This window comes from Colwellia sp. M166 (genome assembly GCF_024585285.1).
Lineage (GTDB): Bacteria > Pseudomonadota > Gammaproteobacteria > Enterobacterales > Alteromonadaceae > Cognaticolwellia.
The window spans coordinates 1,913,205-1,936,918 of record NZ_CP040755.1 but is presented as its reverse complement, the minus strand read 5'-3'; the positions used below and the strand labels follow the sequence as shown (position 1 = coordinate 1,936,918).

Annotated in this window: 19 protein-coding genes and 1 tRNA gene; 8 read left to right on the top strand and 12 right to left on the bottom strand. The window is 39.1% G+C overall.

All coding sequences use genetic code 11. The features are described from left to right. The first annotated feature begins 382 nt into the window (after positions 1–382). Together dnaB and alr are read left to right on the top strand one after the other, a co-directional pair. The gene (dnaB, locus tag FGD67_RS08770; RefSeq protein WP_257174654.1) at positions 383–1,801 is read left to right on the top strand and encodes a replicative DNA helicase; all 1,419 of its coding nucleotides are present in this window, start codon (positions 383–385) and stop codon (positions 1,799–1,801) included. A gap of 6 nt (positions 1,802–1,807) precedes the next feature. Continuing rightward, a complete protein-coding gene (gene alr, locus FGD67_RS08765; RefSeq protein ID WP_257174653.1) occupies positions 1,808–2,887 on the top strand; it encodes an alanine racemase in 1,080 nt (359 codons plus the stop codon). A 231-nt stretch (positions 2,888–3,118) separates the two neighbouring features. Here alr and ccmE read toward each other — a convergent pair whose 3' ends face one another. Genes ccmE through ccmA form a run of 5 tightly spaced genes read right to left on the bottom strand, consistent with a single transcriptional unit; the run spans position 3,119 to position 5,993 of the window. Beyond that, complete coding sequence (gene ccmE / locus FGD67_RS08760; RefSeq protein WP_257174652.1) at positions 3,119–3,631, bottom strand: cytochrome c maturation protein CcmE; 513 nt, start codon at positions 3,629–3,631, stop codon at positions 3,119–3,121. A gap of 18 nt (positions 3,632–3,649) precedes the next feature. Then, positions 3,650–3,877, bottom strand: a complete 228-nt coding sequence (gene ccmD / locus FGD67_RS08755; RefSeq protein WP_257174651.1) for a heme exporter protein CcmD — start codon at positions 3,875–3,877, stop codon at positions 3,650–3,652. Next, positions 3,867–4,622: a heme ABC transporter permease gene (locus tag FGD67_RS08750; RefSeq protein ID WP_257175094.1), complete on the bottom strand. Its 756-nt coding sequence runs from the start codon at positions 4,620–4,622 to the stop codon at positions 3,867–3,869. The genes ccmD and FGD67_RS08750 overlap by 11 nt, the downstream gene beginning before the upstream one ends. 4 nt (positions 4,623–4,626) lie before the next feature. Further along, entirely contained in the window at positions 4,627–5,310 is a 684-nt protein-coding gene (ccmB, locus tag FGD67_RS08745; protein WP_257174650.1) for a heme exporter protein CcmB, read from the bottom strand. Positions 5,311–5,321: 11 nt separating this feature from the next. Then, positions 5,322–5,993, bottom strand: coding sequence for a cytochrome c biogenesis heme-transporting ATPase CcmA (gene ccmA, locus FGD67_RS08740; RefSeq protein WP_257174649.1), 672 nt, complete (start codon positions 5,991–5,993; stop codon positions 5,322–5,324). 277 nt (positions 5,994–6,270) lie between these two features. Here ccmA and FGD67_RS08735 point away from each other — a divergent pair, with 277 nt between their 5' ends. Then, positions 6,271–6,822 carry a glutathione peroxidase gene (locus FGD67_RS08735; RefSeq protein ID WP_257174648.1) on the top strand — a complete coding sequence of 184 codons (552 nt, stop codon included), beginning with the start codon at positions 6,271–6,273 and terminating at the stop codon, positions 6,820–6,822. A gap of 8 nt (positions 6,823–6,830) precedes the next feature. Then, positions 6,831–7,850, top strand: coding sequence for a ferrochelatase (hemH, locus tag FGD67_RS08730; protein ID WP_257174647.1), 1,020 nt, complete (start codon positions 6,831–6,833; stop codon positions 7,848–7,850). A 136-nt stretch (positions 7,851–7,986) separates the two neighbouring features. Here hemH and FGD67_RS08725 read toward each other — a convergent pair whose 3' ends face one another. The 4 genes from FGD67_RS08725 to pepA form a co-directional block, all read right to left on the bottom strand. Next, entirely contained in the window at positions 7,987–8,196 is a 210-nt protein-coding gene (locus FGD67_RS08725; protein WP_077286195.1) for a cold-shock protein, read from the bottom strand. 310 nt (positions 8,197–8,506) lie between these two features. Beyond that, entirely contained in the window at positions 8,507–11,377 is a 2,871-nt protein-coding gene (locus FGD67_RS08720) for a valine--tRNA ligase (RefSeq protein WP_257174646.1), read from the bottom strand. Positions 11,378–11,399: 22 nt separating this feature from the next. After that, positions 11,400–11,876 carry a DNA polymerase III subunit chi gene (locus FGD67_RS08715; RefSeq protein WP_257174645.1) on the bottom strand — a complete coding sequence of 159 codons (477 nt, stop codon included), beginning with the start codon at positions 11,874–11,876 and terminating at the stop codon, positions 11,400–11,402. A 30-nt stretch (positions 11,877–11,906) separates the two neighbouring features. Further along, a complete protein-coding gene (pepA, locus tag FGD67_RS08710) occupies positions 11,907–13,412 on the bottom strand; it encodes a leucyl aminopeptidase (protein WP_257174644.1) in 1,506 nt (501 codons plus the stop codon). Between the two features lie 251 nt (positions 13,413–13,663). Between pepA and lptF the strand changes: the two genes are divergently transcribed. Together lptF and lptG are read left to right on the top strand one after the other, a co-directional pair. Further along, a complete protein-coding gene (gene lptF / locus FGD67_RS08705; protein WP_257174643.1) occupies positions 13,664–14,788 on the top strand; it encodes an LPS export ABC transporter permease LptF in 1,125 nt (374 codons plus the stop codon). Beyond that, complete coding sequence (lptG, locus tag FGD67_RS08700; RefSeq protein WP_257174642.1) at positions 14,788–15,855, top strand: LPS export ABC transporter permease LptG; 1,068 nt, start codon at positions 14,788–14,790, stop codon at positions 15,853–15,855. Before lptF ends, lptG begins: the two co-directional genes overlap by 1 nt. 32 nt (positions 15,856–15,887) lie before the next feature. Here the strand turns inward: lptG and FGD67_RS08695 are convergent, their stop codons facing one another. Continuing rightward, entirely contained in the window at positions 15,888–16,388 is a 501-nt protein-coding gene (locus FGD67_RS08695; protein WP_257174641.1) for an RDD family protein, read from the bottom strand. Positions 16,389–16,680: 292 nt separating this feature from the next. Here FGD67_RS08695 and FGD67_RS08690 point away from each other — a divergent pair. Further along, a tRNA-Leu gene (locus FGD67_RS08690) sits at positions 16,681–16,765 on the top strand. A 216-nt stretch (positions 16,766–16,981) separates the two neighbouring features. After that, complete coding sequence (locus tag FGD67_RS08685; RefSeq protein WP_257174640.1) at positions 16,982–17,260, top strand: peptidylprolyl isomerase; 279 nt, start codon at positions 16,982–16,984, stop codon at positions 17,258–17,260. A 323-nt stretch (positions 17,261–17,583) separates the two neighbouring features. On the opposite strand, the gene FGD67_RS08680 is transcribed toward FGD67_RS08685, so the two are convergent. Continuing rightward, positions 17,584–18,504, bottom strand: coding sequence for a diguanylate cyclase (locus FGD67_RS08680; protein WP_257174639.1), 921 nt, complete (start codon positions 18,502–18,504; stop codon positions 17,584–17,586). 4 nt (positions 18,505–18,508) lie between these two features. After that, positions 18,509–23,299, bottom strand: a complete 4,791-nt coding sequence (locus tag FGD67_RS08675) for a CHASE domain-containing protein (protein WP_257174638.1) — start codon at positions 23,297–23,299, stop codon at positions 18,509–18,511. Positions 23,300–23,714 lie beyond the last annotated feature (415 nt).

Sequence of the window (23,714 nt, the reverse complement as noted above, 5' to 3'; positions counted from 1 at the left end):
ATATTTCCTTTTATTCCATTATCAGTCTTAAAAATATTGATAGCGGATATAACAAGGTTAATTTGGCGTAGCTTTATCGCATCAGATAAACACTTGATTTTACTTAAACATCAAGCAGTATTATTCATAGACCAACGTAACTCAATTCTTTATTTGAAAGTAAATGATATCAGGCCCAATAATTATGATTAGCTAGGCTCTGAGCGTTACTTTTTATATCTTCTTGGCTTAACTACCGCTTAATAATAGTTTTCTTTTTCATTTTTCTTAGCGGTAAATTCTGCTACATTAGCTCTCTTTATTTTCGAATAATTTTAAATACTAAAAAGTGTCATAATTGCACTTTTAAGTAGAGATTATCGCCAAGCATTTAAGGTGTGATATGGCCGATCGTAAGCCAGCCAGGTTTAGTAAAAACAACCAATTTCCTCGTGACAAACAAATTGATGAGTTAAAAGTTCCGCCGCATTCCTTAGAGGCCGAGCAATCGGTGCTGGGTGGTTTATTGTTAGATAATGAAACCTTTGATCGAGTTGGCGAACGCGTTGTTGCGCAAGATTTTTACAGTCGTTCACATCGTATCACTTATGAAACCATTGCGGCGTTAATCGAATTGGGTGAGCCGGTAGATTTGATCACCTTATCTGAAGCGCTTGAAAATGATCAAAAGCTTGATGATGCCGGCGGCTTTGTTTATCTCGCTGAAATGATGAAAAACACGCCCAGTGCCGCCAATATCACTGCCTATGCAGATATTGTTCGTGAACGTGCAGTAACGCGTGAAATGATCAGTGTTGCTAATGAAATTGCTGAAGCGGGCTACGATCCACAAGGCCGTAGCAGTGCCGATTTACTCGACTTTGCCGAAACAAAGGTTTTTGCTATTGCTGAGCAGCGAGCAAATAAGTCGGAAGGCCCTGAAAATATTAGCTCAGTATTAGAAAAAACCGTTGATCGTATAGAAAAACTTTGTGCATCGCCAACAAACGGTGTCACCGGTGTTTCGAGTGGTTTTACTGATTTAGACAAAATGACCGCTGGTTTCCAAAAATCTGATTTGATCATTGTTGCCGGCCGTCCGTCGATGGGTAAAACAACCTTTGCAATGAACTTGGCCGAAAATGCCGCTATGACCGAAGATAAGCCGGCGTTAATTTTTAGTTTAGAGATGCCTTCAGAGCAGCTGATGATGAGGATGTTGGCCTCGCTTGGTCGCATTGATCAAACTAAAATTCGTACGGGTCAGTTAGAAGATGAGGATTGGGCTCGTTTATCATCAACCATGGGTTTGTTAATCGAAAAAGGCAAAATGTATATCGACGATGCTGCCGGTTTAACGCCTACCGATGTACGTTCTCGAGCACGCCGTATCGCTCGAGATCATGGCGGCATTAGTTTGATCATGATCGATTACTTGCAATTGATGCGTGCGCCACAATTTTCTGATAACCGAACCTTAGAAATCGCGGAAATATCGCGCTCATTAAAGGCCTTGGCAAAAGAGTTAGAGGTGCCGGTTATTGCACTATCTCAGCTTAACCGTGGCTTGGAGCAACGTGCAGATAAACGTCCGATAAACTCAGATTTACGTGAATCAGGTTCAATAGAGCAAGATGCTGATTTAATCATGTTTATTTATCGTGACGAGGTTTATCACGATGACTCTGAATATAAAGGCATGGCTGAAATTATTATTGGTAAACAGCGTAATGGTCCTATTGGCCGAGTACCGTTGACTTTCCAAGGACAGTTCTCACGTTTTGATAATTATGCTGGCCCGCACGTACTTGACGAAGATTAAACACAAATGACTTTACGTACTGCTACGGCGGTAATTGATTTGCATGCGCTTAGCAATAATTACCACCTTATCCAAGCTATTGCGCCTGATACCAAAGTTTTAGCTGTGCTTAAGGCTAATGGCTATGGCCATGGTCTAGAGCGTATCGCCAAAGCTTTACCCAATGCCGATGCTTTTGGTGTCGCACGTATTGATGAAGCACTTGCACTTAGAGCTGCGGGGATTGAAAGACCCATTGTCTTGCTTGAAGGCTTTTTTGCTACAGAAGATATTGCTATTCTGGCGGCTAATAACTTACAAACCATAGTACATAACGAGCAGCAGCTGGATGCAATTATTAATGCAAAGCTAGCAAAGCCGTTGAACGTTTGGTTGAAAATTGATACCGGCATGCACCGATTAGGCATTAATCCTGAACAACTAACGCAATTTTACCAAGCACTGAGTCAGTCAGAAAATGTTCAACAGCCTATCGTATTGATGAGCCATTTAGGCTGTGCGGATGAGAGCAAAAATTTAGCGACGCCAAAACAAATTGCGTTGTTTAATGAACTCAGCGCCAACTTTTCACTAGAAAAAAGTTTAGCCAACTCGGCTGGCGTTTTACTTTGGCCGCAAAGTCACTACCAATGGATCAGACCGGGCTTATTGCTTTATGGCGTTTCTCCTTTGCCTAGCCAGACAAAGGTTGAAGGTATTGTGCCAGTGATGACCTTACAATCAAGCCTGATTTCTGTACGAACAATCGCTGCCGGAGAATGTGTTGGTTATAGTGGCACTTGGGTTAGTGAGAGAAATACTACCATAGGTGTGGTTGCCATTGGTTATGGTGATGGTTATCCGCGCCATGCATCTAATGGTACACCGGTACTGATTAATGGCCGTCGTGTACCACTTATTGGTCGAGTCTCTATGGATATGATCTCAGTAGATTTAGGTGCTCAAAGTAAGGACAAGGTAGGTGATATCGCGACGTTATGGGGTAAAGGTTTGCCGGTGGAAGAAGTGGCTGAATTTGCCACCACTATACCTTACGAACTTTTGTGTAATATTTCCCGTCGTGTACATATTCAGCTCGCTAAATAACTCGCAACGAGTTTTTACTAACAGCGGATGAACACAATCATGTGTTCCCTTAGTTAAAAATTTATACTTTAGAAGCAGGGTATTACACTTAAAGACTCAAAAATAACTTGCTATAGTTCATCATAATTCCTTTTGGACGGCAGTGGGATTAACTTGATAAACACTTTTTGTATACATAAAAAGCGAACTAGCGGCTAGTTCGCTTTTATTGACCGGTAAATCTAGCTAAAATTAGTTAGTTGTTTCTAACTGCTCTTTGCTATAACTTTGCTTAACGTGTTGTTCATTTGCATCGTCAGCAAGCTCTTTTGGCATATAGTTTTCATCATGTTTCGCTAGTACTTCACTGGCTTCAATCATATTGCCATTAACTAAGACACCATTAGCAACGATACCTTGTCCCTCACGAAATAAGTCAGGTAAAATGCCATCATAGCTGACAGTAACCGTAGGGTCTGTGTCTGAGAAGCTGATTGGCATTCTCATGTCTGTTAGCTTAAAACTGACCTTTAGGCTGTCGCTATTACGATGAACACTTCCCGGAACAACTAAGCCACCAATACGTAAGCGTTGGCCATTAATTGCTTTAAGACCGGTGTCTTCTTTACCATTATATATTTCAGATGGCTTATAGAATAAATCAATATTTTGACTTAATGCGTACAAAACCAGTCCGGCTACAACACCTAAACCTATGATTATTGATGCGACTATGGTTAATCGCTTTTTACGACGGGGATTCATGTTACTACCTCTTTAATATTATAAACTGGTGTCTGCACTGGTTTGTGCTTTTTGCCGCTCAGCTGCCTGACGTAATTTTATTTCACGCTTTTGGCGTTGAGTAATTTGCTGCTTAATTTTTTTATGACTACTGAGGCTAGAGAAAACTAATAGCGCTAAGACAAAGGTACTAACACCATAAGATAGCCAGACATAAAAGCCATAGCCGCCCATATTTAAAAAAGCACTAATACTATCAAACTGCATGAGTTTTCTCCTCATTAGCCACTAACTCGCGTACCCAAGGGCGCATACTATTTCGGTTTAATACTTCGGTACGAAATCGTAGACAGATTAAAGCGGTCACTAAAAAAGCAAAGCCGATAAAACAGATCAAAAATGGCCAAAACATATCGGCAGTCATCGAAGGTTGACCTAATTTACTGACCGTTGCACCTTGATGAAGCGTATTCCACCACTCAACAGAGTATTTGATAATAGGTAAGTTGATGACGCCGACCAAGGCAAGTATGCCGGCGGCTTTTCCGGCTAAACTTTTATCTTCAAAAGCATTATGTAAAGCAATAACACCAAGATATAAAAATAATAAAATTAACTCTGAGGTCAGTCTAGCATCCCAGATCCACCATGTGCCCCACATAGGTTTCCCCCATGCAGCGCCAGTAACTAAAGCGATAAAAGTAAAGGCAGCACCTATAGGTGCCATCGCGGCAGCTGAGGCATCAGCCAGTTTTAATTGCCAAACTAAACTTGATAGCGCGGCAATTGCCATGCCTAAATAAATGCCCATTGACAACATAGCAGCGGGCACATGCAAATAAAATATTCTAAAAGTATCACCTTGTTGATAATCCGCTGGCGCAAATAGTAGCGCCCAAACAATACCAAGGCTTAAAAAAATAAAAGCTAGTCGTGCGCACCAAGGTAATATTTTACCGGCAAAATGATAGCTAATCTCAGGATTTGCATAAGGGTGTAGCCATTTCCACATCATATTAATTTGTACTCACTTTCAACGCTGCGCTAACAGCAAATGGGGCCAAGGTTAACGAGGCAAAAAATATTGCCGCGATTATAGCAAGTTGACCGTTATAAGGTAAGTTCATTGCCGCAGTATCAATTGCGCTAGTGGCAAAAATAAGTACGGGAATGTAAAGCGGCAGTACCAGTAAACTTAATAGCACCCCACCTTTTTTAATGCCGACCGTTAAAGCAACGCCAATTGCGCCCAATAAACTCAGCACTGGCGTGCCTAGCAGTAGTGTCAGCATTAGTGCACCATAGCTACTTTCATGTAAATGTAGCAATACCGCTAATAATGGTGCAATAAGTATTAGTGGTAAGCCAGTTAGTAACCAGTGTGCGACAATTTTTGCCAGTACTAAAATAAATACCGGGTGAGGACTCAATAACATCTGCTCTAGCGAGCCGTCAGCATAATCGGACTTAAATAATCGGTCCAGTGAAAGTAATGTCGCCAGTAACGCTGCAACCCAAATAATACCCGGTGCGATGCGTGATAGGGTGGTGCTTTCTGGGCCTACTCCTAACGGAAATAGCGTCACGACAATAATGAAGAATAGTAATGGGTTGATGATATCGTCGCGATGACGAAAAGCGATCATCAGATCTCTTTTGACGATTAAAGTGAATGCTGCCCGATAAGAAAGTTGTGTCATAAACAATTATCCTAGGAAAATCGATAAGCTAAAGTGACTTTCTTTACACGCTCAGCGGGTAATGAGAGGTCTTGATGAGTAGTTAGAACAACGCAGCCACCGTTATCAGCATGTTGTAAAAATAGTTGTTCTAACTTTTTTACGCCTAATTTATCAATAGCGGTAAAAGGTTCGTCTAAAATCCAAATTTTGGCTTGGCTTTGCCATAAACGTGCTAAAGCAATACGACGATGTTGCCCAGCACTCAAATGCGAGGCAAGGGCGTCTTCAAAACCAAGTAAATTAACTTCTGATAATGTTTTTTCAGCCGTATTACTATTCAAACCGTGTAAAGCAAGGTTAAATTCAAGGTTTTCTTGAGCCGTCATTTCGTCTTTAACGCCCGGTAAATGGCCTAAATAAAGTAGCTCTTGGTGAAACGTTTCACGTTGTTGCGCAAGTGGGTTTTCTTGAAAATAAATATTGCCATCATAAGGTTGAGATAAACCGGCAAGAATCCGTAGTAAGCTGGTTTTACCGGCGCCGTTTGGCCCTTCTATTTGCACAATGTCGCCAGCAGCAATAGTAAATTCTAACTCTTCAAACAATATTCGTTCTTCACGGATACAGGTCAAGCCGCGAGCGCTTAATAAGGTATTCGTGCTTACGCTTGTTGTTTCAATTTTTGCGTTTAAATTCGACAAATCTATTCACTTCGCTAATGTATTGCAACATGGGATGATAATAACTCAATAAATGCGATTACAATTTGACTTATGTCACTATATTCTAACTTTGATCTTACTAAGTCGCGGCTATGATACTATATTGCTCAATAAAGGCTAGTAACAGATTTTCTGCTAAGACTATTTTTTATAAATATAAATAAGCTAATGATATTGTTTATGAATATACTAGCTAATTCCTTTGAACGACAATTTGCGATAATATATCGTGAGAAATACTCTACTAAGGACATTGATGAAAATTTTGCTAGCGATGGCATTTATTACCCTGATAACATTTAATGCTCAGGCAAAAGATACGACAGATTTAAGCCAATGTTTATCCTTTATGCAGCATAGTGAAAAAAAACTGCATGCCAAAGAACAACTTGACCTCTGCCAACTCACCGCAGGAAAGCCGATACTGATCGTCAATACGGCTAGTCATTGTGGCTTTACGCCGCAATTTACTGCCCTTGAAGCATTGCACAAAGCATATAAAGATAAAGGTCTGGTGGTGATAGGCTTTCCTTCTAATGACTTTTTTCAAGAAGAAGATGAAGAAAAAGCAACTGCCGACATTTGTTTTGTCAATTATGGCGTAACGTTCACTATGTTATCGCCAGTGCATGTCTGGGGGAGCAATGCCCATCCAATTTTTAAAGAATTAGCGGATAAAACGACGGCACCAAAATGGAATTTTTATAAGTATTTAATCAGTGCTGATGGTAAAAATATTCAGCATTTTAATAGTAAAGTAACACCAGATTCAGACGTTTTTATTAACGCTGTTAACACTATTTTGTAGAGAAGTTTATGTCAAGATATGCAGGAAGAAGTAAAAAAGTTCATGATAGCAGCGCTAAAACCGGTGTTTTACTGACTAACTTAGGTACACCTGATAGCCCAACTCCAGGAGCACTGCGTCGTTATTTAGCTGAGTTTTTGTCTGATCCTCGGGTGGTAGAAATTCCTCGCTTACTTTGGCTAATCATCTTACATGGCATAATTTTACGGGTTAGGCCGAAAAAATCAGCCAAACTATACCAAAGTATTTGGACCGAGGAAGGCTCGCCGCTGTTGGTGATTAGTCAGCAGCAAAAAGTCAAAGTTGAGCAAATCTTGACTGAAAAATATGGTGATAAAGTGCTTGTTGATGTAGCGATGCGTTATGGCACACCGTCAATTGCTCATGCCTTAGATAACTTTCAAGAGCAGGGGGTTAATAATATTATTGTGTTGCCTTTGTATCCACAATACGGTGGCCCGACCACAGGCTCAACCTTTGATGCAGTATTTAATAAAATTAAAACTTGGCGTTGGATCCCCAGTATTCATTTTCAAAGTGGTTATCATGATCAACCATTATATATTAAAGCATTAGCGGCAAGCATAGGTAAACATATAGCCATGAATGGTAAACCCGATAAGTTAGTTTTTTCTTATCATGGTATGCCGAAATATTTTCTTGAACAGGGCGACCCATACTATTGCTTTAGCCATAAAACCACCCGTTTAGTGGTTGAAGAACTTGGCTTAAGTAAAGATGATTACGCTATGACCTTTCAGTCGCGCTTTGGCAAAGCAGAGTGGCTTAAGCCGTATACCGATGAAACCTTAGCGCAACTTGCCGCAGAAGGTAATAAACATGTTGCTATTATTAGTCCAGCGTTTAGTGCCGATTGTTTAGAAACTCTGGAAGAATTGGTTCATGAAAATCGTGAAGTTTTTATTACTGCGGGTGGAGAGCAATACCATTATATTCCGGCATTAAATGATGATGATATGCATATTGCTGCTATGGTGGACTTAATCGAACCCTATATTAATAAGTAGTTAAGTAGCGTTAGCAACCAATAAACTTGGTATAAGGTAATTTTACAAGCGATAGAAACAAAAAAACGAAACATAAGTTTCGTTTTTTTATTTAATCTTTAGTCAATGCTAAAGATAAGTATGCACTTAAATCAAATTAAGATGCAACTACGTTTTCAGCTTCAGGACCTTTTTGGCCTTGTTTTACGCTGAAAGTTACCGCTTGACCATCAGTCAAAGTGCGGAAACCGTCACCAGAGATTGCACTAAAGTGAACAAAAACGTCAGCGCCGTTTTCTTGCTCGATGAAACCAAATCCTTTAGATTCGTTAAAAAATTTTACTTTACCAGTTACTGTATCAGACATACCAACATTTCTCGCAGGTCAAAAATTAAAGTTTAGCCAAAACGGCCATATACGGAGTAAATGCCCTCTACCTATGAAGTACAGACAGAGAAAGGTTTCCAGTAACACATATTAAAGCGTCTAGGCTGATCAAAAGTCTAATGACATAGTGATCTCTCCTTCTCCCGAAACGCAAAAACTCAACGCAAAAACATGTTAACACATTAGAATTGAGGAATCTCTAAAAAAAATGCAGATTACTTTACTTTTTTATGACCTAAAAAAAACCAGCTAAGGTGCTGGCTTTTTTAAGTTCTTTCTAACTAATTGTTTATATTTCGGCTATTTGAGCTTTCTGGTCAACCATTTTAGCTAAGGTAGATTCAGCTTCAGCTAATTTTGCTTTCTCTTTATTAATAACCGCTTCCGGTGCTTTATCAACAAAGTTTGCATTACTAAGCTTGCCGCGTACACGATCAGCGTCTTTTGTTAACTTCTCAATCGCTTTATCTAAACGCGCTAATTCTGCGTCTTTATCGATTAAGCCAGCCATCGGTATTAATACTGATAAATCACCAACGACAGCGGTTGCAGAAGCGGGGCCATTATCATCATTAGCTAGCACCGTAATACTTTCAAGCTTAGCTAGGGCACTAATAAATTGCTCATTTTCAGACAAGCGACGTTGATCGTCAGCATTAACATTTTTCAAAAGTACAGGTAATGGCTTGCTAGGAGCAATATCCATTTCGCCTCGAATGTTACGAATAGCAACAATGAACTGTTTAAGCCATTCTAAATCACCAATAGCGGTTTGGTCACACTGACTTTCGTCAAACTGCGGGAAGCTTTGTATCATAATGCTATCACCAGTTTTCTCAAAGTTAGTCAAAGGTACAACGCGTTGCCAAATGGTTTCAGTGATAAATGGCATAATAGGGTGCATTAAACGTAATAGAGCTTCTAAAACCGTCACTAAGGTATGACGTGTTCCGCGCTGTTGTGCTTCACTGCCTTTAAACAGTACCGGTTTAGTTAACTCTAAGTACCAGTCACAGAATTGGTTCCAAGTAAACTCATACAAGGCTTGTGAAGCCAGATCAAAACGATAAGAGTCAAATGCTTCATGTACCGTTTTTACAGTTTGTTGAAATTGCCCCATAATCCAGCGATCCGCTAATGAAAATTCCATTGCACCTGCTGGTTCGTTTGCTGAAGAGCGACCACAATCAAATTCTTCAGTGTTCATCATCACGTAACGGCTGGCATTCCATAGTTTATTGGTAAAATTACGGTAACCTTCTAGACGTTTCATGTCCCAGCTGATATCACGACCAGTAGTCGCTACTGACGTTAAGGTAAAACGCAAGGCATCAGTACCATGTGCTTCAATACCGTTTGGATATTCTTTCCGGGTCAGTTTTTCAATTTTAGCGGCCAATTTAGGCTGCATCATATTACCGGTGCGTTTTTCTAATAAGTCTTCAAGAGAAATACCGTCAATCATATCTAATGGATCAACAACATTGCCTTTTGATTTACTCATCTTATCGCCATTTTCATCGCGAATAAGGCCGGTCATATAGACTTTTTTAAACGGTATTTGCGCTTTGCCATTTTCATCTTTGTTGAAATGCATGGTCATCATGATCATACGAGCAACCCAGAAGAAGATAATGTCAAAACCTGTTACCAGTACATCCGTTGGATGAAAAGTTTTTAAATCTTCAGTTTCTTTTGGCCATCCTAAGGTTGAGAATGTCCAAAGTGCAGATGAGAACCAGGTATCAAGTACGTCATCATCTTGGCGTAGCTTCATGTCGTCGCTAATGGTGTTATTAGCACGAACTTCAGCTTCAGTACGACCAACATAAACTTTGCCATTTTCGTCGTACCAAGCTGGAATACGATGTCCCCACCACAGTTGACGAGAAATACACCAATCTTGAATATTGTTCATCCAAGCAAAATACATGTTTTCGTATTGCTTAGGGACAAATTCAATTTGACCGTCTTTTACTGCATCTACAGCAGGACCTGCTAATTTTTCAACACGTACATACCATTGGTCAGTCAATAATGGCTCGATAATAACACCAGAGCGATCGCCGTAAGGCGCGACTAAATCATGCGCTTTTACTTCAACTAATAAACCTAATTCGTCGAACTTAGCGACAATTGCTTTACGGGCAACAAATCGGTCCATACCAGCAAACTCAGCGGGTAATTCAGTGCTGTATGCATCGCACACTTCACCTTTCGTGTCATAAACTTCAGCCGCCGCTAATACCGCAGCGTCTTTATCAAAAATATTGATTTGTGGTAATTGATGACGCTTACCTACTTCATTATCGTTAAAGTCATGGGCAGGGGTGATTTTTACACAACCTGTGCCTTTTTCCATATCGGCATGATCATCACCAACAATTGGAATTAAGCGATTAACTAAAGGCAATAATACTTGTTTGCCAATTAAGTCTTTATAACGTGGATCTTCAGGATTAACCGCAATACCGGTATCACCCAACATAGTTTCAGGGCGCGTGGTTGCAACGACTAAATAATCTAGGCCTTCAGCCGTTCTTGCGCCATTAGCAAGTGGGTAACGCAAGTGCCACATGTGGCCTTTTTTATCTTTATTTTCTACTTCTAAATCAGAAATAGCAGTGTGGAATTTTGGATCCCAATTCACTAAGCGCTTACCACGGTAAATCAGGTCATCTTCAAATAAACGCACAAAAACTTCTTGTACCGCTTCAGACATGCCGTCATCCATGGTAAAACGTTCACGGCTCCAATCGATTGAGTTACCTAGGCGACGCATTTGCTTATCGATAGTGCCGCCAGACTCTTCTTTCCACTGCCAAATTTTATCAATAAAACCTTCACGGCCGTAGTCGTGACGAGTTTTATCTTCTTCAGCGGCAATCTTACGCTCAACAACCATTTGTGTTGCGATACCGGCGTGATCACAGCCCGTTTGCCATAAGGTATTTTTACCTTGCATACGTTGGTAACGAATGAGCGTGTCCATAATAGTCTGCTGAAAAGCATGACCCATATGCAAGCTACCGGTGACATTAGGTGGTGGTATAGCAATACTGTAGCTGTCGCCTTCGCCCGTTGGACTAAAGTAACCTTGTTCTTCCCAGCTTTTATACAGGGATTGTTCAATGTCAGAGGGGGTAAATGTTTTTTCCATCAGAGTTTCCGTCAGAAGATTTTTAACTGGTTGTATCGATAGGTTGTGGTGCGCTAGCCACTTGATGAGCTACATTGAAACCCCATTGACGACAAGTTCGAAAACGATTTCGAGCTTGTTCTTTGAGTGTTTCATCGGCAGGGACAAAATCTATCAGATGCGAAAATTGGTTAGCAAAGTTAGGAACATCGCTAGTTAAATTAATTAAAACCGCACGGCGGTTAGTAGGGGGCTGCCAGCTAATTTCGACAGCAGCACCTTGTTTTGGGCCTTCACCTATAAGATTGTGTGGCACAAAACTGTCGGGATCAAAGGCCCATAACATTTCATCAATATTATGCGCGCTTTCTTGATCTTGGGTATAAATAAACACTCGCTGGTTTTGGCGGTAAAAATAAGCCGCTTGCAGGCAAGCATAGTGCAGGTGTAACTGTTCAACAGATACGCCTACGACTTTACTTTGTTCTTCAATACTGTAGAACATTGCTTGTGTTTGCATGACTTATTCCGCGTAGTAACTCAGAGTGAACTATTCGCCTTGCTCAGCGCCAGACCGATTAAGTAAAAATTGCGTTAGCATGCTTACCGGACGACCAGTCGAACCTTTGTTCTTACCACCGCGCCATGCTGTACCGGCAATATCTAAATGTGCCCAATGATATTTTTTGGTAAATTTAGATAAGAAACAGGCCGCAGTAATTGTGCCTGCTTCTTTACCACCTAAATTAGTAAAATCAGCAAATGGACTTTCAAGTTGATCTTGATAATCATCCCACAATGGTAAACGCCATGCTCTGTCGCCACTTTGCTCAGAAGCATTGAGTAACTCATGGGCTAATGGGTTATGACTACTCAATAAGCCAGTAGCGTGCGCACCTAAGGCAACAACACAAGCACCAGTTAAAGTCGCAACATCAATAACCAACTCAGGATCAAAGCGTTCTACATAGGTTAATGCGTCACACAATACTAAACGACCTTCAGCGTCAGTATTTAATACTTCAACTGTTTGACCAGACATTGTGGTTAATATATCACCCGGACGATAGGCATTACTGCTAGGCATATTTTCACAGCCAGCTAAAACGCCAATAACATTAATTGGTAGCTTAAGCTCTGCTAATGAGTGCATCGCACCTAAAACACCTGCTGCGCCACCCATGTCATATTTCATTTCATCCATACCCGCGCCGGGTTTTAATGAAATGCCGCCACTGTCAAAGGTTAGCCCTTTACCGACTAACACTAATGGTTTTGAATCATCACCAGCACCATTATATTTAATAATACTCATCAGCGACTCATTGACTGAGCCACGGCCGACGGCTAAGTATGAGCCCATGCCGAGTTCTTCCATTTCTTTTTCGCCAATGATTTGGGTACTGACATTGTCGTAATCATTTTCAAGAATACGCGCTTGCTCAGCCAAATAGGCAGGGTTACAAATATTAGGTGGCATATTAGCCACGTTTTTACAGGTTGTAATACCTTCAGCAATAGCCAGGCCATGGCTAATAGCACGCTCGCCAATGGGCAGTTCACGACGAGTAGGAACATTAAAAACAATTTTACGCAAAGGGCGACGAGGCTCTTCTTTACGGGTTTTTAAACTGTTAAAGCTATAAAGACAATCTTGAGTTGCTTCAATAGCTTGACGTACTTTCCAATAAGTATCGCGACCTTTAACATGCAATTCAGATAAGAAGCATACCGCTTCCATTGAACCAGTTTCATTTAAGGTGTTAATGGTTTTGCTGATGATTTGGCGATATTGGCGTTCATCTAACTCACGTTCTTTACCACAGCCGACGAGCAATACGCGCTCACTGAGAATATTAGGCACATGATGTAATAACAACATCTGACCAGATTTGCCTTCTAAATCGCCACGGCGTAGTAAATTGCTAATATAGCCTTCACTAATTTCATCGAGTTGCTCAGCGATAGCTGATAAACGACGAGGTTCGAAAACACCGACGACAATACAGGCGCTACGTTGCTTTTCCGGACTGCCACTTTTTACACTGAACTCCATGATGTCTCCTAATTTGACTCAAATGCGTATATTTTATTGTAAATATACTATTTAGCTTGCTAAAAACAGTAATTAATCGCTAAGCTTACTTTTAAATGTATTGGGCTAAAGGCTATAATTATAGCCGGATTGCACAGCATTACCTGTAAGCTTACATTTAATTTAATGCTAAAAATGACAAGTTTACTGAAAAAATGGCTGTATGTCAGAAAAAAACCATGTTTTATAGAAAGTTTTTATAGGATCACTTTGTGATTATATTTCGTTATTTGCTCAAAGAAGTTGCTAAAACCCAGCTTGCGGTATTTCTCGTTATCATGACGATATTTATCAGTAATAAATTCGTTCGTGTACTCGATGATGCATCAGAAGGCGGTATTCCCGGGCATTTAGTGATGACCTTTATTGGCCTGAAAATACCTGATCTTGCGGGCATGATTCTACCGTTAAGTTTTTTCCTTGGGGTTTTGTTGGCTTATGGTCGTATTTATGCTGAAAATGAAATGACCGTATTGCATGCTTGTGGGGTCAGTGAATGGTATGTGGTGCGAGTTACCTTAATACTCGGTGTTGTAACCGCTATTATCACCGGTGTATTTACGCTTTATTTATCGCCAATGGCAGCCGAGTATGAATACCAAGTTAAAGATCAAATCGCGGCTGACTCCGGATTAAGTTCACTTATTGCTGGGCGTTTTCAGACCACGGGTAACAAAAAAGCGGTGGTTTTTATTCATGAAAAAAATCGTACCGACAATACTTTCGAAAAAGTATTTGTTGCCCAATTACCAGATAAAGATACACCAAACGCTAGCGTTATCGATTCTAGCTTGGTTTATGCGGCAACAGGGCAGGTTGTTGAAGAAGATACTGGCTCGCAACGTTTAATTCTTTCTGCTGGCACGCGTTATCAAAATGACATAAAAAATAAAGAATTTCGCCAAGTCGCGTTTGATAAATATTATATCCAAATACAAGATCAAAAAGTGGCTCATAAACGCCGTAAACTCAGTGCTATTCCAACCAGTGAACTCTATCAAGAGCAAACCCCTGAAGCGAGTGCAGAAAGCCAATGGCGTATCGCTTTTCCATTGGCCTGCATTATTATGACTTTGGTGGCAGTACCTTTGAGTGTGGTTAATCCACGGCAAGGTAAATTCGGCAAAATGCTACCCGCGTTATTATTATTTTTAAGCTACTTCTTACTGCTAACGGCTATTCGTTCAGGCATAGAAAAAGGCTCAGTTCCACAGTATATCGGTTTATGGCCCGTACATGTTATTGTGCTCATTTTAGGTTTCAGTTTGTTAGTTAAAGGTCGTAAAAGCGGCCGAATATTTAAAGCAAAACTGACTAAAAATAAGGTAGCTGTTTAATGCGCATTTTAGATATGTATATAGGGCGTGTGATAGCTTCTACGACCTTTTTGACTTTAACCGTATTTGTCAGCCTAAGTGGTATTATTAAATTTGTTGAACAAATGAAGTCAGTGGGTAAAGGCAATTATGATTTAGCGCACGCTGCACTTTATGTGCTTTATGCTATCCCACAAGATGTGTCGTTATTTTTCCCTATGTCGGCCTTGATTGGTGGCTTGATTGGTATGGGTATGATGGCAAGCAGTAGTGAGCTGGTGGTGATGCAAGCCGCTGGCTTATCACGGCTTGATATTATTAAATCAGTGATGAAATCAGCCTTGTTATTAATTGTCATTAGTATGGCGGTTGGTGAATGGCTTGCACCACAAGGTGAGGCAGCAGCTCGACAAGTACGTGCTCAAGCGATTTCTGGCGGCAGTTTAATTTCTTCTTCAGGTGGCACTTGGGCGAAAGACGGTGATTACTTTGTTCATATTGGTGAAGTGCAGGATCAAGGCTCTTTGAAAAACATCCAAATTTATCGTTTTAATGAGCAACTTAAACTATCTAGTTGGGTCTCGGCTAGTAGTGCTGTTTATCAAAAAAATGCCTGGCAATTACGTGATGTTATTGAAACTCAAATTACAGCGAAAGAGATTATTAAAGCTAGCCAACCAGTAATGTCATGGAGTTCAACCTTAACGCCAGATAAACTAGGTGTGGTAACTGTTAAGCCCGAGTCATTATCGTTACGAGGTTTAAACGACTATTTAGATTATCTTGAAGCTAATAAGCAAGATTCCAGTCGGTATTTATTGGCGTTTTGGCGCAAGATAGCGCAGCCAATAACCCTAGCCGTTATGCTGTTGGTAGCCTTATCTTTTATTTTTGGTCCATTACGATCGGTATCGATGGGTGCAAGAATTATGATGGGTGTAGCAACCGGAATTTTATTCTTTATTGTTAATGAGGTATTAGGCTCATTGAGTTTAGTTTACCAACTGCCAGCAATTTTTGGCGCTTTCATGCCAAGTTTGATTTTTGTTACGGTAGCACTGTATTTTCTGAAAAAACGCGCCAGTTAGCGGCGCGTTTTAATTACTTAACCTTAGGCAATTTATAACCTGCCACGATTTGCTTCAAGCGTCAGCAGCACGACTTCAGTATCCGTTAAACGGTCTTGAATGCTCAACTTGTTTTTTCTATCAACCAGTACTGCAAAGTTACCCAAGCCCAATAACGTTGGTAATAAGCGCTTCATAGCGGTTGTTTTAGTCATTAAACTACCGTCTTGATTTTGCACCTTTAAGCGCCATGCTTTCATGCCTAAGGTTTGCCCGCTTTTCGACCAAAACCAAACAAAGAAAAAAGCTACCCAGCCTAGTTTCCAAAGCTCATTGGGTAACAACAACCAGTAGGTATTTGTAATGGTGTCACTTAAATGCTCATAACCTTGTAAATCAAAAACAGTAAAATGCACCAGTAATGAAATGATTAAAAACGAAGCAGCACCTGCAGTCATATAAACTGCAATGGCAAGTAATAAATCGTATAACCAAGACGCCATACGACGACGAAAGCCAGCCCGTGGAAATGGAGAGTTTTTAACTAATGACATATGTTGAACAGTGATAAAATTTGCGCTAGTTTAGCAAAAGGAAAATAAAAGTATAAGTGACTGAGCATAATTAATAATCCACGAGTACTTTACTATGTCGCTGCTGTAAAGTGTCGTTGTAGTAAAATGTTGGTTAGAAAATCAACTTAACTCGATTGTTTGTTAGATTGATGAACAAATATGCAGCACTCAAGCGATAATCAAATAAAAACTATTGCTAAGCGTTTAATTTTTCGTATAATGCTCGCCTCTTCGTAATGTTATGCGTTATTTGAAGTGATAGAAAAGAAATGCCAGCGTGATGAAATTGGTATACATGGGGGATTCAAAATCCCCTGTCGAAAGACGTGTCGGTTCGAGTCCGACCGCTGGTACCATTCTTCCCTTGTTCTTAAAGGGCTATAATAAACCGACTGTTAATGTCGGTTTTTTTATGTCTGAAATTTACTGATATTTCTCAGCAGGTTATCTAAAATATTATAATTCGTTGGATTTATGTTTCTATCAAGCAAGGGGTATAAATTAATGTCAGTGTACCGGTGATTCTCGCTGGTTAATTTTTGGGGTTTAAACAACATTTTAAAGGCTTTTACATGGCAACTACAGCGTACGCACTCCACATATTAGTTAAGCACAAAGAAATTGCCGAAGATATTATTAAGCAGTTAGCCAAAGGAGCTAAATTTCAAACCTTAGCTAAAAAATATTCGTCATGCCCATCTGGTAAAAAAGGTGGTGATTTAGGTGAGTTTAAACGCGGTACAATGGTATCTCAATTTGATAAAATAGCATTTAGTGGTGCAATATTAGAGCCACACCTCGTTAAAACCAAGTTTGGTTGGCATGTTATCAAAGTGCTGTATAGGACTTAATTTACCACGGATTTTTTCATATACTGCCTCCAGTTCGGGCTAAGCTACTTTACTCAATCATGCTATTTAAGGGCCTATCAGCGTTATTCTCACGCTCAAGAGCTCGTTATTGCTTGGTAAAAATACTTTGCTAAGCTGCTAAATTTCATCCTTTCGGCTTGGTATTAATCTTTACTTAAAGAGAACTCGTGAATAATTTAGCCAATAACACTATGAATAAACTGGTTATAAAGCCCGTTAGCGCATACGTTGATGTTGGTTTTTGTCACTGCTATCTCCAACATCAATTTATATCAAACGTAGTAGAATTGGTATTACTTACTTCATTGAGGAGTATAAATACAGGCACGTCCATTTTCTTTCGCTTTAAATAATGCAGCATCCGTTGTTTTAAGTAAATCTTCGTATGAATCCTTATGTGTTGGTATCAAAGAATAGTAACCAATTGACAAGGTAACATTGCTACGTTTAGCTGTCGGCGCATGGCTTATATTTAAGTTTAAAATATTATTTAAAATACTTTCTGCAAAATATTTTGCCCCTTCTAAGTCTGTGTCGGGTAGCACGATTGCAAATTCTTCACCACCGTATCGTGCGACAAAATCAGTCGTTCTCTGTACTGTTTCTAGCAGTGCACTTGCTGTTTGTTGAATACATACATCCCCCATTACATGGCCAAAATGGTCGTTATATTTTTTAAACTCATCTATATCTAACATTAGTAATGTAATGGGGATGCCGGAGCGTTGAGCGCGTGTAAACTCGAGTGAAAATTTTGTATCAAATGCTCTGCGATTATATAAACCGGTTAAGCCGTCCGTTAAGCTTAGGTGCTCTAACCTTTCAAGTGCCCGTTTATAGTTAAGCTGCAAACTTGCTCTAGCCAATACGACTCGAGGGTTTAAAGGTTTATTTATATAGTCGGATGCACCAGCATCGAAGACTTTCATTTCAAAGTCAGAGCCGCTGTGGCTGGTGATAAAAATGATCGGAATATGAGCCGTTTGCTCTTTTTTCTTGAGGTGCTGACAAACTTCAAAACCATTCATGTCGGGCATCTCTGCATCAAGTAGAATGACATCCGGTAATTTTGTTTCTGCTAACATTAAGGCATCAGAGCCATTGGTGGCGAAAATTATTTTCCCTAAGCCATTAAGCGCTTTACTCGTTGTTACTATAATTGAAGGGTCATCATCAACAATTAAAATAGTTACATCTAAATGTTCTTTTTCTGTAGATGGCATATGTTTATTGATTCCTCACATTTGATTGTAATAAAGTTAAAGCATCCTTAAATTTAAGGTTAGTAATGTAATCATGAAAAATTGCAAAATCATCATTAACCATTAAAGCTTTAAGCTCTGGGGTATTGTTATTTAAAAATTGCAGTGCCGCAATATCATTACTCTTTAACATTAACTCTAGTTCCTTGATTTTAATAGGATCCATAAGGGTAATATCTTGAGATACTACATCATCTGAGCTGAGATCTTTTATTTGGTGCTGTAATAATAAAGCTTGGCAGCTATCACGTAAATCAATAAACTCTTGGCGAAAAGCCTTCAGTAATAACATGGTGTTTTCATTACTTGAACGTAATGAAATTTCAGCCTCGCCGGCGGTTTGAAATAGCTTTTGCGCACCAATTAAGCCTAAAGAGCCTCTTAATTTGTGTATCTGATTGGCTAAACTGGTTTTATCTTCTTCTGTGATAACTTGATGAATCTCACTATTACTGAGTAATAGTAAGTTTTCATGTTCACTAAATATTCGTTGGATGATCGAGATAAAAAATGGCAAATCACCGTCTAATAAGTTCTTGTCGTGCACTAAACCATTGATAACAGGCCAGTCATCGGCATCGTATGTGACTTCAGTATTAATACCTTGTAATTTGACGGTACGGCTTCGGTAAGCTTCAACTAATTTACGTATTGAACGAATAAGGTTAGTGGGTTCAACAGGCTTAGTAAGAAAGTCATTCATACCGGCTGCTAGCGACTTTCTTCTTTCTTCCATTAATGTTCCAGCTGTTAGGGCAATAATAGGTAGGGAGTGGAGTTTAAGCTCGTTTCGTATATGTTGCGTGGTCTCTAAACCATCCATTTCTGGCATTTGAATATCCATAAGTACGACATCCACAGTATCTGTTGATTTTAAATACTCAATCGCGGCAGCGCCACTGCTAACTTTATTTGCTATGGCACCATTGCGTTCCAGTATATTGCCAACAACTTCTAAGTTTATTTCGCTATCATCAACAACGAGTATGTTCACATTCAGTAACCATTTTGCTTTAATTGTTTCAGTTTTAGTTGATTTGAAAACTCGCTCTGAATTGCCGGTGTGCTTTACTACCACATCATTAACAGCATTGAATAATTGTGGGATATTAACCGGTTTATGCAAAATAATGTCGATTAAACTTTTAGAGTCTAATTTTGCTATACGCTCTTTTTCAAAGGCTGATATTACTAATACTGCAGGTAAATTTTTAATGCCTATTTCTTCTGTTAATAGCGATAACGCTTGTAGTCCATCTAATTCTGGCATTTGCCAGTCAACCAGTAAAACATCAGGAAGTGCTTGCCCAGAGTCAAAATATTCTTTAATTTTAGCGATCAGCTGAGTGCCATTACTGACAGCCGTCACGCGCCAGCCAAGTGCTTTACAGTCATTAACCAATTTTAATTGTTGATTAATATCATCTTCAGCGATTAAGACACTTAAGGTTACGTCTTGTGTGTCATGAGCTTCTAGCTCGTCTTCAGAAGGCTCTACTACAGGCAAATAAAGTGAAAAGCTACTCCCTTGATTAGGCACGCTTTTTAACTTTACTTCACCACCAAGTAGCTCAATCATATTGCTGACAATAGATAACCCTAAACCCGTACCTCCAAACTGCCTGTTGGCGCTTTCATCTACTTGGCTAAAGGGTTGAAATAATTTTCTTTGTGCTTCAATAGGAATACCTATGCCGGTATCTGAGACTTCAAAAACAACGACTTTGACTTTATTTATGTTCGCAGCCTTAGGTTCATTACAGCTTACTTTCAGTAAAATATGCCCTTGTTTAGTGAATTTTATCGCGTTACCCAATAAATTAGTCAGCATTTGGCGCATCAACTTCTCATCTGTCATGATCCAAGGAGGCACTTCAGGACTAATCTCAACGTTTAATGTGAGTCCCTTTGATTCAGCTTGAGATGAAAAAACACTGATTAACTCTCTAAGTAGTATTTTTATTTTACAAGGTTCTAAGATAACATTGACTTCGTTTGCTTCAATTTTAGCTAGGTCTAAAACATCATTAACAATACCGAGGAGTGAACGGCCAGATAATTGCACTTTAATGACTAAATCCATTTGTGCTTTGGTTAGTTTCTCATCTCTGAGTAGGTAGGTTAAGCCGATCACTGCATTTAAAGGTGTGCGGATTTCATGGCTCATATTTGCTAAAAATGAGCTTTTTGCTTTGTTTGCACGCTCTGCTTCATAAGAGGCGGCACGCAAAGTGTCTTCAATGCGCATTCTTTCTGAAATATCTCTGATCGATGCGGCAAATAATAACTTATCTTCAACTTGTACTGGGCTGATACTGATTTCTACAGGAAATTTATTGCCCTCAAAGTTCAAGCCATGTATTTCTAGGTCGTCAGCTAAATGTTTAAGTTTTGTCTTATGAACATTATTAACCAATATCGTATCATGTAACTGGCTATCCAAATTGGGTATAAAAATATTAATATGTCGACCAAGCATGTCAGTTCTATGATACCTAAAGAGTTTCTCTGTTTGGGTGTTGATTATTTCAATAGTACCTTTGGCATCACAAATGATAAGTGCTTCAGGTGATAGCTCAATTAGGCTTTCAAACATTTTATCTTTTTTGCGCTGGGTTGATTGTTGCTGTTCTATTCTTGTTCTTTGAAGTTGAGCCCAGTTAAAATATATAAATATTGTTGCAAGTAGCCCAATGAAAACTAATATTGCAAGGTAGGTTGTTAGCATTATTAGATTTTTTTTATATAAATCAGAAACTAATGATGTTGCTTTAAATTGTATTTTACCGATAGCTCGTTGGCTGTTGGGAATAAACTCATGCTCAGCTACTAATATATCACCCTGAGTACCTTGCCAAGTACTTGTGTTTATGTGTTTTAGCTGAAATGGTAAAGAGCTTGCTGTAAACTCCTGTTCCCATTTGTATGGTGTTCCAACATCGGTTCCAAATAGCTTAGTAGCTTGAGGGTGGAGAATAAAATCACCTTCAGAGTTAGTGACATATAAAGCTTCACCGGATGAAGGCAGTTTTTTTAAGTCATTTAATAGCGGGTTAGCATCGATATTTATAACAACGACGCCAAAAAGCTCTTTTTGTTTATCAAATACTGGTGATAAATAGCGATAAGTAGGTCGATAAGGAAGCTCAAGCGTATTGTTTTCTTTATTGAGTTCAATATCAGATAACCATACTTCGCCATTGTCTAGCTCAACTGCTTGTTTAATATAAGGCCTGTCGCCCTTAAATTGTAATGCTGAATCCGGTACTACGTATATGCCGTCATCACGTCTTTCTACTCTGACTATTTCATAACCATTACGGGCATATTGTATTAACCTTACTTGATAAACATTGGGTGAAGAGATGATATAGGCCTTAAATATCTCAATTAGGCGCACTTTCCAATCAGTTAATAAAGGGTCATCTATGCCATTTTCTTGATTTTTAATAGCATTAATTAAACCATTTATCGGGGGAGTAGAAGCTAAAAAAAGTAAGTCTTCTTTGTGTTCTTGACTATTGCGCACTAAGATAGCCTGGCTGCGCTGTGCGAGATTAATAAGCTTTTCGCTTTTTGCTTGTATTTGCTCCGGAAGTCTTAGAAAAGCTATAATTATCAAAAATATAATTATTAATGATAGATAGGATAATAGTAATTTTTTAATCGCAGGACTGTTTAAAAATGAACGTATATCTACAGCCGATTTGATTTGATACTCACTTTTATTATTTATAAACCCAGCCCAAATAATAAAGCCTAATAAACTGGACAGTAATAAAGATAAAAGCCCAACCCAAACTGGCGACCACAAGCCTAATATAGCCGGTATGGTCGGTAAGCTATAGGTATTTAAGATCCATTTTCGGCCCATAAATTGAATTGTTCGTTCAGTGGCGGCAGTATAAATAAAGTCGGAATTAATATTTTTAATATTTTCATAAAAAGGCGCACTTTCAACTTCATCAGTCAGTGTCAGTTTTACGCCTTTTTTCGACATACCTAAATCAGCTAATACTTCATCAACGACGAGTGGGGCAAAAGTCCAACCGAGTAAGGCCTCTATTCTATTTTCTGTTGTTTGGGTCGGTAAAACAGGATCATAAATAGGTAATAATACTAAAAAGCCGCGGCGTTTTTTTCCCTCTGCTTGTACTAAGGTTATCGGGGCAGTCAGTTTTGCTTTGCCTTCTCTAGCGGCTTTTAAAGCAGCAACTCTTCTGTTTTTCTCTGATGCTATATCTAATCCTGTTGCACCTTCATTATTTTTTTGCGGGTAAATATACTGAATAATGAAACGATCATTATAATGTGGGTTGATTGTTCTAATATTAAAATCTTTAGCGTTATCAGCTCTTGCCTGTTGAATAAACTGATTTTCCATCGTCAGGGGAACTCGCCTAATAAAGCCAAAGCCTCTAGCACCAGGAAATTCACTCGCTAGGTTACGAGAGGTAACATAACGTTCAAATATGGTACGATTTAAATGCTCAATGCCCGCGCCGAAAATTACTCCCTTAGCTCCACCTAAGCCATACTCATAATGCTCAAAACGTTTTTTAACTAGCTCTTCAGTATCAACAGATAATGACTCAATATAAGATTGCACAAGGTTTTGGTTATGTTGGTATAAATACCAACTTATTAATGAAGAAAAAATGATCCCAATACCTACGGCGATTAAGAATACTTTTTTTATAGCTTTTGTACGAAATAGAGAAGAAAAAGAACGTAAAATACGAACATTAGTAGGCATTAGGTAACTCACAATATATTAAGATAAAGGTAGCTATTTATTAGCTGAAATAGTGAAGTTTAGATCTTATGTATGATAACAAATGATGATGTTATTTAAAAACAACAAGCTGTACAAAAGTCATATAAATACTGACTTTATGCACAAGTATAAGTATTGATGCTTTTAGCTATATAGCATCAAGCCGTAACATACGGTTTTAATTTTAAGTATTTAAAAAAGTCATGCTTTAATATAAGAAATTTTAAGCTACTCTTCAAGTTTTACTGAGTATCGTCTATTTATTATCTGTTCACAAGCTAGCGCCTAACTCTTTGAGGTTTTTGATGTTTTTATCGGCTTACTTGCTGTGATTTTTGTATGGTGTTCTTTGACAGTGAGCAATATCTTAGTGGTACTTCAAGCTTGTTTTTTA